Here is a 15,228-nt window from a genome sequence, read left to right as displayed (position 1 = left end):
TTAGCGATTACTTTTCAGAGAACCGGTGTTTGGTGCAAATCGGTAAGTGGTGTAGATTGTTCCGCCCCAGAGTATCTAATGATGAATTAAGACGGGGTTCGCCCGATATAGCGGACTAGAGGAAGCATATTATGCTAACTTGGGTGGTACCGCGGAATATTAAAGTTTCGCCCCAATTGATTTGGGGCGAAACTTTTTTGTATATATGCCAGATTCCGACTGTGCCAGCAAAGGAATCTAGGGAATTTGATTTTAAGATAAGAAAAGGAGAGTTTTGTAACATGATGAAAGTTTTAGTTGCCGATGGAGTTTCTCAAAAAGGGATAGACATTTTAAGTAAAGAGTTTGAAATTGTAGAAAAACCAAAATTGACTGCGGAAGAATTACTGGAAATGATTCCTGAATTTGATGCGTTAATCGTGCGTAGCGCATCTAAAGTAACAAAAGAAGTATTTGCAGCAGCAAAGAACCTTAAAGTTGTTGGTCGTGCTGGTGTTGGTGTAGATAACATTAACATCGAGGCTGCTACAGCGAAAGGTGTTATTGTTCTCAATGCGCCAGAAGGTAATACAATTGCAGCTACAGAACATACGATGGCAATGATGCTTTCCATGGCGAGAAATATTCCAATTGCCAATGAAACAACACAAAAAGGTGAATGGAATCGTAAAAAATATGTCGGTGTTGAACTTCGTGGAAAAACATTAGGTGTGATTGGTTTAGGCCGTATCGGTAGCGGTGTTGCAAAACGCGCCTTGGCTTTTGATATGGACGTTATTGGTTACGATCCATATGTTAATGAAGAAAGAGCGCAAAACATGGGCATTGAACTCGGTACATTAGATGATATCTATACAAAAGCAGATTTCATTACAGTACATATGCCGCTTACAGCACAAACAAAGCATATGATAGGTAAAGAAACTTTTGCAAAAATGAAAAAAGGCGTTCGTTTAGTAAATTGTGCACGTGGTGGAATCATTGAAGAAGCTGCATTAGCTGAAGCTGTAAAAGACGGTATTGTAGCTGGTGCCGCAATTGACGTTTTTGAGAGTGAACCTATGGGCGAAAATCATCCATTACAAGGGCTAGAAAAAGTTGTACTTACACCTCACCTTGGTGCATCTACGGTAGAAGCGCAAATCGGGGTTGCAGTTGACGTTGCTTATGGGGTAGCAGCAGCACTTCGCGGCGAACCTGTTTCAACTGCGGTAAATATGGCACCTGTTTCGGCTCAAGTAATGAAAACAATCAGACCTTACTTTGACTTGGCAGAACGTATGGGATGTACAGTTCGTTCTTTAGCAGAAGGTGCAATTTCTGAAGTAGAAGTAGAATACAATGGTGAAATTACAAAAGTAGATACAAAAATGATTACAACTGCAGTTGTTAAAGGAATGTTAAACCCAATATTGCAGGATGCAGTAAACTATGTAAATGCACCTGGTATTGCGAAAGAGCGCAATATTAAAGTGAAATCCGTTAAGAATGCAGAGGCAGATAATTTTGCAAATCTAATTACGGTACGTGTAAAAGCTGCGAAAAATGCGGTGGAAGTACAAGGGACATTATTCGGTGAAGAGGCTCGCATTGTTACAATTAATAAACATCGTGTAGATGTTGATCCCCATGCGAGAATCTTAATTTGCCCTCATATCAATTGCCCAGGTGTTATTGGTAAAGTTGGTTCTATTATGGGTGCTGCGGGTATTAATATTTCTGGTATGCAAGTGGGTAAAACAGATATTAAAGGAACAAATATTATGGTACTTACTATTGATAATGAAATTTCAGCGGATGTTCTTGCTGAGGTTGTTAGCATACAAGGAATTTTTGATGCAAAATTAGTCAACTTTGACGTAGTTTGAGGAAGGTTTTCTTCCTATATAATATAGGAATAGATGAATAGTAAAATTAAGAGATAAAAAATACAAGTCTTCAAAATAAAGACTTGTATTTTTTATCTCCATCTTTCATAGATTTTATCATATGAGGTATAATGAAAATAATGAATTTTATTAATGAGGAAATAGAATGAAAGAAATAGAGTTTTGTGAAAAAGTTCATCTGCTTGGGGGAAAACTTTATATTGTCGGCGGCTGGGTGAGAGATTTATTAAGGGGGGTAGCTGCACACGATAAAGATTATGCTTTATGTGGAGTCTGTGAAGAGTCTTTTGTACAGACATTCCCACAGGCAGTTCGTATAGGAAAAGCTTTTCCTGTGTATTTACTTACTGTTGATGAGAAAAAATGTGAAGTTGCTTTTGCGCGAAGTGAAATAAAATCTGGTGATGGATATCGAGGGTTTTCTATTGTATTTGATTCTAAAATTACAATAGAAGAAGATTTGTATCGTAGGGATTCTACGATGAATAGTATTGCCTATGATGTAATGACAGAAGAGATTATTGATCCATATCATGGCGCAGAGGATATCAAAGCGAAACGAATTCGGGCTGTTTCTAAGCATTTTACCGATGATCCCGTAAGAGCACTTCGGGCTGCGCGCCAAGCAGCGCAATTTGGTTTCGCTATTGATGATGTAACGATAGAGTATATGAAACAATGCCGTAGGGAGATCCAACTGGAAGCAAAAGAACGATTGGTAGGAGAGTTAGAAAAAGCACTGAAAACAGATATCCCATCAAGATTTTTTTCTGCATTGCGAGATGCAGAATTATTGGATGTGACATTTCCACATATTTATGCGCTTATTGGGAAAACGCAACCAAAGAAATATCATCCTGAGGGAGATGCGTTTGTGCACACTATGCAAGTCTTAGATAGAGTTGCCATGGAAAACAACCGTGTAGAGGTTCGTTTTGCCGCATTAGCACATGATATTGGAAAAGGGGTAACGCCAGCGGTTATGTTGCCGCATCATTATGGACATGAAAAAAAAGGCATAAAAGTTTTAAGTGAGTGGAATTGTCTAATGACATTACCGCGTTTATGGATAAAATGTGCGGATTTTGTGATTAAAGAGCATATGCGTGTCAATGTCATGAAACATGATGGGAAAATTGTTGATTTTATTATTGCGCTAGGAAAAAATCCGATTGGTGCAGATGGTTTTTCGGCCGTAATTCGGGCGGATAATGGAAGCTTACCAGAGTTTTTAATCCATTACGAATTTTATTTAGGTAAGCTAAGTCGGGTATGTGGGCATTCGGCGCCACAAGGATTGTCGGGAAATCAAATTGGGGCATGGGTTCGTAATGAGCGTTTACGTCTTTATCAACAGCTCAGAACTCAGGTTGAAAATAATTGAATGTGAAAATTTCTGAAAAAATCAATAAATTATATAAAAACGTTGAATTTCATTTGAAATTCAACGTTTTTATATATTCAAGAATATTGATTTCATGAATCGAAGAAATGATTTTATCTGCTTGACTTAAATCTTGTTTCCCAGAGTTTGGGTTGGCAAATCCAACACATTTCATTGCTGCAGCTTTTGCAGCGATTGTGCCACTTTTTGAATCTTCAATGACAAGGCAATTTGCTGGTTCAACGCATAATAGGTGAGCAGCTTTGAGAAATATATCAGGTGCAGGCTTACTATTTTCAATATCGTCTCCGCTGACAATTACATCGAAATAATTGTGTAGTCCAAATTTATCAACAACAGTATTTATAAATAATCGCTCTGATGATGAAGCAATCGCTGTTTTTATTTTATGTTTTTTTAAACTTGCTAATAATTCTCGAATGCCGGCGATTGGTTCATCCTCTAGTTTTTTTATTTCTCGAATAATAATATCACGTTGATAGGCTGCTATTTCAGCTATGGTCTGCTTTAATTGATATAATTCTCTTGTCTTGGTAAATACGGCTATACTTGTCATTCCGGTATAGTCTTCGGGACAATCGAGAAACTCTGTTATACCGAATTCTCGTAACATATCTGCATGAACTTTATTGTAGATTGGCTCGCTGTCGACAATGACTCCATCCATATCAAAAATAACAGCTTTCATAGAATATCCTCCTCAGAATGTTTACTATATCTCTATTATATATGATTTTGTAAAGTGTTGTTCCAATTTTTTCAAAAGCGTTCTAGGATGCTATATTCTTATGACTTTTGTCGGCTTTTATAATATAATGATAGCAAAAGGTGGTGATATCATTAGAATATGCAGAGTAATAAAAATTATTATATTGTTTTTATCATTAATGATACTCGTTCAGCCAATCAATGGCTATACTGAGGAGGAAAAAGAATCAATACGCGTTGGATATTTTTTATTTGATGGATATAACGATATTTATGGTATAGATCAAAAAGATGGTTATGGATATGAATATTTACAAAAAATTGCAGAGTTTACCAACTGGAAATATGAATATGTTCCAGGAACATGGCAAGAACAATTAGCTATGTTAGAAAAAGGTGAAATTGATATATTAGGTGCAGCACAATATACAGAGGAAAGAGCACGAATTTTTGATTATCCAAATTTTGAAATTGGTATGAGCGCTACAGGGATTTATGTGAGACAGGACAATGAAAATTTTGAATATGGCGAAGTTGAAAAACTAGATGGATTAATTGTTGGTTTTATGGCAGGCAGTGATGACAATCGTGTATTTGAAAATTTTTGCAAAGCAAGGAATATTAATACAAAAAATATTTATTTTGGCAGTCAGCAGGATATAGTGACTGCGTTAAATGAAGGTAGAATTGATGCTTTTGTTTCGGATAATCTTAGAAATTTAAAAACAGAGAAGTTATTAATGAGTTTTGAACCAGTCAAGTCCTATTTTATTACGACAAAAGGGAATAAACACGTTTTGGATAAGCTTAATTTTGCTCTCGCTGAAATAAAAAAAGAAAATCCTGATTATGATAAGGAGCTATTTGCTAAGTATTACGGGAAAATTGATACAAAGATGCATGTCTATACGAAAGAGGAGAGGGCATATATTAGGGAACATCCTATCCTTAAAGTAGGTTATGTTGTTAATGATTATCCAATGGAGTATTTTGATAAAAAGGATAAAAAGCCTAAAGGGATAATGATAGATATCATGGATTTGATTTCGGAATATAGTGGAATTAAGTTTGAATATGTGGGCTATAAAGGATATATAGATTTATTAGAAGGACTAAAAAAAGAAGAAATCAATATAGCTAGTCAGTTTCCGAACAATATTGCCCTAGTTGAGAAGTACCAAGCGTCATTAACAAAACCTTATATGCATATTTTTCAAACGCTGCTTTCTATAGATGATAGACCATTAAAAATGCATGCGACTATTGCTATTCCAGAAGATCGGATTGATTTAATTTATTATATTGAAAGACTTTATCCTGAGGTGGATATTATACGGTCAAGAAGTTATGATGATTCTGTTAGCAGAGTTGAAAGCGGAGAAGCTGACTTTGCTTTGCAGAATTTATATATGATGGAAGATATTATGCGGACTCGCGGGCAGATAAAGAACTTTGAAAAGAAGATTTTGACTGATGAAAAGTTGCTGCTTTGTTTAGCGGTGAATCGTGAAAATGGAACTATATTACCGCGTATTCTTAATAAGAGTATCGCTCGCATTAGTTTTGCTGATATTGATACTATCATATTGGGAAATACAAGGATAAAACAAGATTCATTGCAAAACTTTTTTTTGCAGTATTATTATCAAGTGATTGCTGGTGTATTATTTGGAGTTATTGCAATTTTAATTATAATTATTTTAGCCAAAAATCGTAAAGTGATAAAATTGCAAAGATTGGCGGAAACTGATGGGTTAAGTGATATGTATAATCGTGACGGAATAAAAAAAGAGATAAATAAGTTGCTTCATAGTGGAATATCTTATCATAGGGTGTTATTTATTATTGATATTGACCATTTTAAGGCGTTGAATGATACGTATGGGCATCCTTTTGGCGATGAAATTATTCAATTGGTATCGAAATGTTTGAAGGAGCAATTTGAAGGAAGAGGAATTTTTGGCAGATTAGGAGGAGATGAATTTGTCGTATTCCTCAATGTTATTGAGAAAGAAGAAGATATTGCAAAAGAAGCGATGCGGTTAAACAGAGCTTTTCGTAATATACAAAATAGTAAATCATGTAAGTTAACTTGTAGTATTGGAATTGCAAAGTTCCCTGAAAGTGGCTATAATTTTGATACTTTATATAAGTCAGCAGATAAAGCTTTGTATTATGCAAAACAACAGGGGCGGAATACGTATAGTTTTTAAAAAGCTTAAGAAGAAAAACCAAACTTTAAAATATTTTAAAGTTTGGTTTTTTTCGTAATCAGCTGATTTTGCCAAAGATTAAATGTTCTTTCTAAATTAATTATTAGAATTGCGCTAATAATAATACTGCCGCCTAATAATTGAATAGGTAAAACTGTTTCGCCCAGAATCAGTGAACCTGCAATAACGCCAACGATTGGAACGAGGTTCAGATAAATCGTTGTAATCGTAACGTCAAGGATTTTTAGCGCGTAAACGTAAAGATAATTTCCTAGTGCAGAACAAAAAACAGCAAGAAAAATAACTTGCGCTAATGCAAGGGGGGAGAAAGGTTGCCATTTTTGATATTCAAAGCAGGCGAGCGGTAATAGTGTAATTGTAGCAAAAATAGTTTGGTAAGTTACAATGCAAAGGCTGCTATATTTATGTTGTATTTTTCTACTGAGTAGAGTGAAAACTGCCCAAGAAAACATTGCACCGATCATAAGCATATTCCCTTTAAAATTATTTGAATCTAAAGATAAATCTCCGTTAGCGGTAATTGCAAGATAGGCTCCGATTAAACCGACGGCAGACCCGATAAATTCTAATCCTGATAAACGTGCTTTGAAAAAGATTACGTTAAGTGCAATCGCCATAATTGGAGTCAGGCAAGAAACTAAAGAAGCATTGGATGCACTTGTTAAACTAAGCGCAGTATTTTCAAAACAGAAATAGATGGTGATGCCAACAAATCCTGCAATTGCTAGGGGGAAGTAATCCGATTTGGATATCTTTGTTTGTGGTGCGTTAATTTTTAAGCCACAGTAGAGGATAATTGAAGTGATAAAAAAGCGAATAAAAGCGAGTGTAATCGGTGGGATTTCATGAACGGCTATCTTTATACTGATAAATGAACTGCCCCATATCAATACAATAAGGAGCATAATCAAGTTAGCAATGCATTTTAATTTGGTGTCTGGTATTTTGGTATCCTTAGAAATCATGTAGTTTCTCCATATCGTTATATGTTTAAATTTGGCTATGAAAAAAAGGAATTCGCTAGCAAATGCCGAATACCTTTAATTTGATGATAGGCTATTAATTAATAATAATTATTTTTTTTGAAATAGAGGAGGCTTTTTTATGGATATGTCAGTTTTATGGAAACTTTCTTATGGAATGTATGCAGTCGGAACGTTAGATGAGGAGCGTCCGACAGGGTGTATTGTTAATACTGTTGTACAGATTACAAGTGAAAATCCAATTATTGCTGTGAGTATGAATAAAGATAATTTTACTTATAAAGCAATTAAAGAGTGTGGGAAATTTAGTATATCTATTTTATCAGAGCGGACAAGCCAGAATACAATCGCGAGACTTGGCTTTTGCTCAGGGTGCGAAGTGGACAAATTTGATGGCTTAGAATATATGTATTTGGATGGTATGCCAATAGTAAAAGAGAATGCTTGTGGATATATTGGGGCGGAAGTGATATCCATGACGGAAACTGAAACGCATTTTATTATTCTTGGGCGTGTTACGAATACGATGAAAGGTGTAAATGTTGATCCGATGACTTATAAATATTATCATGAAGTTATAAAAGGAAAAGCACCGAAGAATGCGCCTACGTATCAAGCTGAAGTAGAAGAAACGATAAAAGATAAATATGTCTGTGATGTTTGTGGATATGTCTATGAAGGTGATATTCACGATGCACCAGCAGATTTTGTTTGCCCAGTTTGCAAGCAAAGTAAATCCCATTTTAAAGAGCAATAAAGTGGATTCATTTGGGTGGAGTTTTACCTCATATAAAAATCCCTATCATTTTTTACAAAATGATAGGGATTTTTGTTGAAGTCTATTTTGCATTAGCAAGGAGATATTTTTCGGCTTCTACATTCCAAAGACCATTGGTTTTCTTTGTTATTTCATTAAGTTTTGCAAAAAGGGGATTTGTTTTACCTAATTCAGCAAAATCCTCAATCGCAACAAGTGGAAGATTAATTCCGGTATAAATTAATTTTTTCCCAGCTGGTTTATCAGGTAGTGTAAGCACCGCTTCGGCGGCATGATCAATACCGCCAATATGTGTTACCATAACTGCGGGATTGATTTTTCCTTCTTCAGTTAAACGAAGGGATTCAATCATATCATCTGTATTCCCACCAGTTGTTCCAATTGTATGCGTGGAGGCGTAGTGTACGTTATAGAAATTGCATTCAGCAGAGAATTTGGTATCTGTTGGGCCTGCGAAGAAGTTTAAACAACCATCGCGTCCTAAAATTTGATCTGCTTGTTCGACTACTGCTTTTACAGGGGCAAAGGCGAATACATCATCAAATCCTGTATCGCCGCTTAATTTACGAAGATAGGAAACGGGATCTTCCACTTTGGCTGTATTGACGAAGTGAAGTTCGATGCCGGATTTTTTCGCTTTTTCAGCGAAAATTTGTTCAGCGCGGGCAAGTCTTGATTCATTGACGTCGGTTACGACGATAAAACCAGGACGGCGATCACAGTGAAGTGCATAATCAATTGCACCAAGTCCCATTGGACCAGCCGCCGCGATAAGCGCTAATTTTCCGCCCTCAACGATGCCCATAAGGTGTTCATAACTCCCCATTTTTGTATGGAAGTTTGCATGAAAAGCGCCGATAATACAAGACATTGGTTCAGCAAGAGAAGCTTCATAGAAGGATTCACCGCTGTATTTTAATAGGCAGCCAACTTCCATAACTTCGTGCGGAAGGATGGCATGTGTTGCTGTACCTCCGCAATAGCGATATGAATATCCAGGAGAATCCATACTTCCCTTATAATTTAGTGCCGGTTGCAATGCATATTTTTCACCGGCTTTGAATTTGCCTTGCCATTTTTGTCCGACTTGAAGAATCGTTCCTGCCATTTCATGTCCAACGATAATTGGGTGCGAAGAGATGTCTGAAGGTACGCGCTTATGATCTTCACCTAAACAGGCGGCTTTATAAGTTGACATACAAACGCTGTCAGTTATAATATCGACCAATATTTCATCGTTTTGTATTTCTGGAAGTTCAAATTCTTCTAATCGTAAATCTTTTTTTCCGTATAAACGGACTGCTTTTGTTTTCATTTTTTTTGCTCCTTTATCAAGTTTTCATTTTAAATACTATAGTTAGCTGTTCAAAATATTTATTTAATGGCTAATTTGCTTTAAGACTCTCAACTTTTATAAGTGAGAGTTACACCCACACAGGGCACAGGCGAGCAGCTACGCCCCTGGATAAGGTTGTTGGCAGGGTTCAGATGGAGTAAAAACTCCACCTGAATTAAGTCTACTTTATTTTACATGGTAAAGATATGATAAATATCTTCTATTTTGTCTGTTTTGCGAAGCTTTGCTACAATATCTTCACCGCCATCTTCATCGGATTCAATTGCAGTTGCGATATTTGCCAGAATATTTAAATGCTCATTGCCAAGCCCAGCAATACCAATAACGAGGTAGGCGGTATCATCACCAAACTGTACACCGTCTGGATATTGCAGAACGACAATACCAGATTTTTTAATTTTCTCTTTAGCACTTGATACACCGTGAGGAATTGCGATACCTTTACCGATATAGGTAGTAATATCATTTTCACGTGCAATCATTGCTTCAATATAATCTTCTTCGACATACCCGCTTTTGAAAAGTAGCTTTCCAGCTTCGCGAATCGCAGTTTCCTTATCGGTAGAAGGGCAGTTTAATTTAATATTCTCTCTTTTAAGCATACTGCTTGAATCAGGTTGATTTTTCGGTATTTCTGTTTCAAGAATAGGTGCTGTTTTGACATTTGCTAAACGTTCGGATAAAATTTCAAATACATTGTTTTGGAGAAAATCTTTTACGAAGATATGCTCAGCTTGTGGGGATGCTTTCACTGCGCGTTCCGCAAGTTTTTCATGTGTAACGACAACTTGAGCATCAGCAGGAATTGCTTCGATTGCACAGTTGGTAACACTCACATTAAAACCAGCTTTTTTAAATTTATTTCTTAATGTACTCGCACCCATTGCACTAGAGCCCATACCAGCATCACAAGCATAAACGATTTTCTTCAAGTCGTTGCCTGCAATTGCTGTTTTGGAAACAGAAGTGTTTGGAGTTCCTTTTAAATCTCTCAGCGTTTCTTGTGCTTTTGATAATTCACTATCATCCATTCTTCCAGCTGCACGTTTTACGAAAACGGAAGCAACGAGGAAGGAGACGATTGTAGAAGTCAGGATGCCAGCGAGTACAGCAAGATGAAGTCCTTTTGGCGTCATTGCAAGTAATGCGAAGATACTACCAGGAGAAGGTGTGGCAACCAGCCCTGCTCCGAGTAGTGAAAAGACGGCTACACCGCTCATTCCGCCAGCGATTACGGCTAAAACTAAAAGTGGATTCATTAAAACATAAGGAAAATAGATTTCATGAATACCACCGAGAAAATGGATGATTGTTGCGCCAGGGGCAGAATCTTTAGCAGTTCCTTTAGCAAACATCCAGTAGGCAAGTAAAATACCAAGTCCAGGCCCAGGATTTGATTCAAGTAAAAAGAAGATGGATTTTCCGGTTGTTTGTGCTTCTTGAATACCAATTGGACCTAAGACACCATGATTGATTGCATTATTTAAGAATAGAATTTTAGCTGGTTCGATGAATATAGATGCAACGGGTAAAATACCAGCAGTTACAATTGTTTCTACACCAGCGCGCAAAAAATTATTTAAAAGTAGAACAATTGGCCCAATTGCAATATAAGCTAATAAAGCAAGAATGGCACCAATAATGCCGGCAGAAAAATTGTTAATGAGCATTTCAAAACCGGATGGGATTTTGCCATCGATGGATTCATCAAATTTTTTGATAATATAACCGCCGAGAGGTCCCATAATCATTGCACCGATAAACATTGGGATTCCAGCGCCGACGATGACGCCGCTGGTTGCGATTGCACCAAGTACACCACCCCTTGCACCAGCTACAGCTCTACCGCCAGTATAACCAATTAGCAGTGGTAATAAATAAGTTACCATTGGATCAACGAGCGAGGCTAATTTTTCGTTTGGATACCATCCCGTAGGAATGAATAAAGCCGTAATGATGCCCCAAGCGATAAAAGCGCCAATGTTTGGCATAACCATACCACTGAGAGCACGACCAAATTTTTGAATGCTTTCTTGCATGCTTATCCCTCCATGAATGTTGTATTTTTCTCTTTATAAAACTCTTCCAACATATTACTGACTTCTAAACGAATGCGCTCTTGGGTTCCGCTTTGCAATAAATCAAGCAACCCAAATCGTTCAAGAAGCATTTTAGCGAGGTAGCTCATTATTTCCAATTTTGTTTTGCTGACTTCCTCAGGTGCCAGCATGACAACTATCGTTTTCACAACTTTCATCTCATTATTTCCGTCATCTACAGTGATTTGATTTGCTAATTGAATTACTCCGAAACATAATTGTGTGATACTATCATTTCGACAGTGCAATAAAATAATTGGAGAATCAGAGATGAACGTAGTGCCATAACGTTCTCTTGCTAAAAACGCTTTTTCTAGTAGCTTTTGTTCGGAAACGTTAGATTTCAGGAATTTACTGATATTTATGATCACTGTTTCTAATGAATTTGCGCTAGCATCAACAGTAAGAAAAAAATTGTTTAGCAATTCGAGAATCGCTTGTCCATAGTCTGTTAACATAGTGAGCTTTTCAGAAAAAGTATAATTTTGCTCGGTCATTTTTGATAAAGTTTGGTGTGAAGCATTTAGTAAATTTATTTGATTCTCAATCGCAAGTCTATCGACATCGAGGAGCAACGAATTTACCACTATGACAGGTAGGGGGCAATTTGTTATTGGAATCGTAGAGATGACGAAGTCAACACTTGCTTTGCGTAATTCGGTTTCATCTATGCGAATTGCAGAAATAATATTGGTGATTTTGAGAGTTTCATATTCTCTTTCAATTCGTGTAGCTAATAAGCGAGAAGATCCCATGCCAGAAGGACACGCAATCGCTATCTTGTAAATTGGTTTAAACACTTTATGTTGGCTTTCAATTGCTGCTCCTAGATGCATTGCAATATATGCAATTTCCGCCTCAGGCATAATGAGATCTAGCTTATCTTCTAAAGTTTTCGCGCATTTTTTACTTATCCACATTAATTCCGGATAATGCTCTTTCATATCTTTTAATAAAGGATTTCTTATTTCCATATTCATTTGCAAGCGACGAATGGATGGTCCGAGATGATTAACTAAGCCAATGAGTAATTTTTCGTTTTTTATTAATGGAAGCTTTATTTCTTGCTCAGCGATTTTGATCATTTGTGTTGCAAGTTGAACTAGTTTAAAGTTGTCAATCGTTTTGTCTCTATTTTCAGCAGAAAAATATTGGTTGCGTGCACCTAAAAGGTGCATGGTAATGTAACCAATTTCAGCTTCAGGAACAGTTAGGTGAAATACATTGTTAATTTGGATGGCAATTTTTTGCGCAATGCGATATTCGGCTTCTTGTTGTAGCTCAGTAAGGTGTGATTGTGTCATGGTAATTGAACCATAGGTTTGCATTCGTTTAATTGCCAAAGCTAGGTGTACAGTTAAGCCGATATAGGCATTGTCTGAAAGCTTTTTAGACATAAACTCTTCCGTATCTTTTAAGAGGTTTGTTAGCTTTATGATAACGCTGGGTTCAACTAGATTGAGTAATTGCCGACTCGCATCTATTGCAATGGATGCATGATTCTCTTTAGCTTTTGAAAAATTATCACGTAATATACTAAGCAAAGCTGTTTCGTCAATGTTTTCATAAATATAGTGAATAATTGCTTTACGAATGTCCTGTTCGTCGCCTTGGAGATAGATGCCTAGACCCGGTTTTCTGATGAAAGATAAATGATGTTTAGCAAACCAAGGTTCGAGCTTATCTAAATCGTTGCTGATTGTGCTTTCCGTGACGTTGAGCTGCTTTGTTAACTTAAATAACTTCATTGGTTCTTGATCTGATAAAAGTTGACCTGCAATTGCAATTTGACGCTGAGTGGGGGTATAGATTCGCTGAGTCGTCTGTTCCTGAAATAATTGGATAAGCTGATTTTTTTCCGCCGAAGAAGCGAGTAGCTGAATCCCGACGCCGGTTTTTTTGTCTAAGTTAAATCCATATTCGCATAATATTTTTTCAACATATGGCAAATCACGGCGAATAGTTTTAGCACTGACTTCTAAATTTTCAGCTATTTCAGAAAGCGTAATTGGAGTTGCAGCTTTAGCTAATTGAAGAAGAATTTCCTTAATCCGCGGATTGAGCTTTGCGCTGTTCATTACAATGCCTCCTCTGTTTATCCGATAGTATGAGTTGGCTTTATCTTAAGATTAATTTTATTATACATTCAAAGTCGGTCAAACTCAATCAAAAGAAATCATGACAAGTCCATATTTATTATGGACAAAATTAAAGATTTCAATTTATTGATGAAAATAAAGTAGGAGGATAAGAATTTAGTCTGTGTAATAGTAAGATATAATGAATTTTTATATAAAGTCTTTCATTAGATAGGTAATGGAGCAACTTAAAGAAACTGTATAAAAATGGACCAATAAAAAACATAATTAACAGTAGGAGAACAATGCTCAAGAATTTGAATGTAAAATGCACCTGTTTAAAAATTCGTAAAAAGTTAAAACCTATGTTATCAGTGTTTGGTTAAATAAAAGGAGAAAAGAATAAAATGATACGTAAGCACCTATAAGGGTTTATTTAGGGATGAAGATTCAGAGGGAGCTAAAATGCCATCTGTATCAAGGTTTGTGCTATTGTCATGGTATCATTCGGGGAGGAATTATTGTTGATTCTACGTAGAGTCGTATATCTATGTCTTATAAGTTTATTTATGTTAATAAAAATATCGGTTGGGTTCGCGTCGCCGGATCTTGAAAAGCTGACAGCACAGGCTGTTATTTTAATAGAAGCAGACACGGGGAAAGTTATTTATGAAAAAAATGCTGAGAAAAAAATGTATCCGGCAAGTACGACAAAAATTATGACGACGATTCTTGCATTAGAAAAAAGTAATTTAAATGATGTAATTATGGTAAGCGAGAATGCTGCTGGGACAGAAGGCTCTTCAATGCAATTAGCGACTGGGGATCAACTGCCGATGATAGATGCGTTGTACGGCATTATGATGTTATCCGGCAATGATGCATCCATTGCGGTGGCGGAACATATCTCTGGCTTAGTTGAGAATTTCGCTGCGCTAATGAATGAAAAAGCACAACGCTTGGGGGCGTTTCATACGCATTTTGCAAATTCTTGCGGGTTACCAGATCCCAATCATTATACAACTGCACATGATTTGGCACGAATTGGAGCGTATGCATATAAAAATCCTATGTTTAGAGAGATTATCAAAACGCAGTATAAATCTTTTTCGTGGCGAGAATACCAAGCCCCCGTTCTATTTGAAAATACAAATTTACTATTGGGAAATTATCAGGGGATTAATGGAATGAAAACAGGCTATACGGAGGCAGCAGGGGAGTGTCTTGTTGCTTCTGCCGAGCGAGATGGTGTAAATCTTATTGCTGTAGTTTTGCACTGCGCGCAGGATTATCGCTGGTATGAGGCCGCGGCGTTATTAGATTATGGCTTTGAAAAAGTAACAATGGAAACAATGGTGACAAAAGAAGGCTCAAGCACTTTTGTGCGTGTAGATGATGGAATTTCTTATCGCGTAAAAGCAAGTCCTAATGAAGATATCAAGATTGCGGTATCTAACGGTGATAGAAATCGTTATGCATTGCAACTTGAAGTACCGACAGTTAGGGCACCTGTGCGAAAGGGACAAGCTGTTGGAAAGATAAATGTACTTTATGGCGAAGAAGTTGTAAGGCAAATAGATTTGCTGGCTGAAGAAGATGTTGAAGCAGGATTCAATATTTTTGCGAAGGTAGCAGGGCTTTTTTATGATGTAATTCAATGGGCAAGAAGTGCTATGGAATAAATAAGGGGGTGGAAA

Annotated in this window: 10 protein-coding genes and 1 other annotated feature (1 of these 11 only partly in view); of the genes, 5 read left to right on the top strand and 5 right to left on the bottom strand. The window is 36.7% G+C overall.

The window, feature by feature from the left end; genetic code table 11:
* Positions 1-178, top strand: a binding site (T-box leader) (it extends 25 nt beyond the left edge of the window).
* A 106-nt stretch (positions 179-284) separates the two neighbouring features.
* Both serA and ACWZFG_RS10195 read left to right on the top strand, forming a co-directional pair.
* The gene (serA, locus tag ACWZFG_RS10200) at positions 285-1,868 is read left to right on the top strand and encodes a phosphoglycerate dehydrogenase (protein WP_177503839.1); all 1,584 of its coding nucleotides are present in this window, start codon (positions 285-287) and stop codon (positions 1,866-1,868) included.
* A gap of 166 nt (positions 1,869-2,034) precedes the next feature.
* The gene (locus ACWZFG_RS10195; protein WP_177503529.1) at positions 2,035-3,273 is read left to right on the top strand and encodes an HD domain-containing protein; all 1,239 of its coding nucleotides are present in this window, start codon (positions 2,035-2,037) and stop codon (positions 3,271-3,273) included.
* 49 nt (positions 3,274-3,322) lie between these two features.
* Here ACWZFG_RS10195 and ACWZFG_RS10190 read toward each other — a convergent pair whose 3' ends face one another.
* Positions 3,323-3,982 (bottom strand): HAD family hydrolase, encoded by a 660-nt coding sequence (locus tag ACWZFG_RS10190; RefSeq protein ID WP_177503531.1) that lies wholly within the window; start codon positions 3,980-3,982, stop codon positions 3,323-3,325.
* A 127-nt stretch (positions 3,983-4,109) separates the two neighbouring features.
* Between ACWZFG_RS10190 and ACWZFG_RS10185 the strand changes: the two genes are divergently transcribed.
* Positions 4,110-6,215 carry a transporter substrate-binding domain-containing diguanylate cyclase gene (locus ACWZFG_RS10185; protein ID WP_455577581.1) on the top strand — a complete coding sequence of 702 codons (2,106 nt, stop codon included), beginning with the start codon at positions 4,110-4,112 and terminating at the stop codon, positions 6,213-6,215.
* Between the two features lie 35 nt (positions 6,216-6,250).
* On the opposite strand, the gene ACWZFG_RS10180 is transcribed toward ACWZFG_RS10185, so the two are convergent.
* Positions 6,251-7,201, bottom strand: coding sequence for a DMT family transporter (locus tag ACWZFG_RS10180; protein ID WP_177503540.1), 951 nt, complete (start codon positions 7,199-7,201; stop codon positions 6,251-6,253).
* Between the two features lie 139 nt (positions 7,202-7,340).
* Between ACWZFG_RS10180 and ACWZFG_RS10175 the strand changes: the two genes are divergently transcribed.
* Positions 7,341-7,976: a flavin reductase gene (locus ACWZFG_RS10175; RefSeq protein ID WP_177503542.1), complete on the top strand. Its 636-nt coding sequence runs from the start codon at positions 7,341-7,343 to the stop codon at positions 7,974-7,976.
* Positions 7,977-8,058: 82 nt separating this feature from the next.
* Here ACWZFG_RS10175 and ACWZFG_RS10170 read toward each other — a convergent pair whose 3' ends face one another.
* The 3 genes from ACWZFG_RS10170 to ACWZFG_RS10160 form a co-directional block, all read right to left on the bottom strand.
* Positions 8,059-9,312 (bottom strand): zinc-binding dehydrogenase, encoded by a 1,254-nt coding sequence (locus ACWZFG_RS10170; RefSeq protein ID WP_177503544.1) that lies wholly within the window; start codon positions 9,310-9,312, stop codon positions 8,059-8,061.
* A gap of 212 nt (positions 9,313-9,524) precedes the next feature.
* The gene (locus ACWZFG_RS10165; RefSeq protein WP_455577580.1) at positions 9,525-11,393 is read right to left on the bottom strand and encodes a PTS mannitol transporter subunit IICBA; all 1,869 of its coding nucleotides are present in this window, start codon (positions 11,391-11,393) and stop codon (positions 9,525-9,527) included.
* A 2-nt stretch (positions 11,394-11,395) separates the two neighbouring features.
* Complete coding sequence (locus ACWZFG_RS10160; protein WP_455577579.1) at positions 11,396-13,531, bottom strand: BglG family transcription antiterminator; 2,136 nt, start codon at positions 13,529-13,531, stop codon at positions 11,396-11,398.
* A gap of 524 nt (positions 13,532-14,055) precedes the next feature.
* On the opposite strand from ACWZFG_RS10160, the gene ACWZFG_RS10155 reads away from it, so the two are divergent.
* Complete coding sequence (locus tag ACWZFG_RS10155) at positions 14,056-15,213, top strand: D-alanyl-D-alanine carboxypeptidase family protein (protein ID WP_177503549.1); 1,158 nt, start codon at positions 14,056-14,058, stop codon at positions 15,211-15,213.
* The last annotated feature ends 15 nt before the right edge of the window (positions 15,214-15,228 follow it).

The sequence above is a fragment of the Anaerosinus sp. genome (assembly GCF_965318445.1).
This window is presented reverse-complemented; position numbering and strand designations above follow the sequence as displayed.

What these genes read in the sequence shown, in the direction of transcription:
- serA (WP_177503839.1), top strand. Translation starts at nt 285, where the DNA reads ATGAAAGTTTTAGTTGCCGATGGAGTTTCTCAAAAAGGGATAGACATT.
- ACWZFG_RS10195 (WP_177503529.1), top strand. Translation starts at nt 2,035, where the DNA reads ATGAAAGAAATAGAGTTTTGTGAAAAAGTTCATCTGCTTGGGGGAAAA.
- ACWZFG_RS10190 (WP_177503531.1), bottom strand. Translation starts at nt 3,982, where the DNA reads ATGAAAGCTGTTATTTTTGATATGGATGGAGTCATTGTCGACAGCGAG.
- ACWZFG_RS10185 (WP_455577581.1), top strand. Translation starts at nt 4,110, where the DNA reads ATGATAGCAAAAGGTGGTGATATCATTAGAATATGCAGAGTAATAAAA.
- ACWZFG_RS10180 (WP_177503540.1), bottom strand. Translation starts at nt 7,201, where the DNA reads ATGATTTCTAAGGATACCAAAATACCAGACACCAAATTAAAATGCATT.
- ACWZFG_RS10175 (WP_177503542.1), top strand. Translation starts at nt 7,341, where the DNA reads ATGGATATGTCAGTTTTATGGAAACTTTCTTATGGAATGTATGCAGTC.
- ACWZFG_RS10170 (WP_177503544.1), bottom strand. Translation starts at nt 9,312, where the DNA reads ATGAAAACAAAAGCAGTCCGTTTATACGGAAAAAAAGATTTACGATTA.
- ACWZFG_RS10165 (WP_455577580.1), bottom strand. Translation starts at nt 11,393, where the DNA reads ATGCAAGAAAGCATTCAAAAATTTGGTCGTGCTCTCAGTGGTATGGTT.
- ACWZFG_RS10160 (WP_455577579.1), bottom strand. Translation starts at nt 13,531, where the DNA reads ATGAACAGCGCAAAGCTCAATCCGCGGATTAAGGAAATTCTTCTTCAA.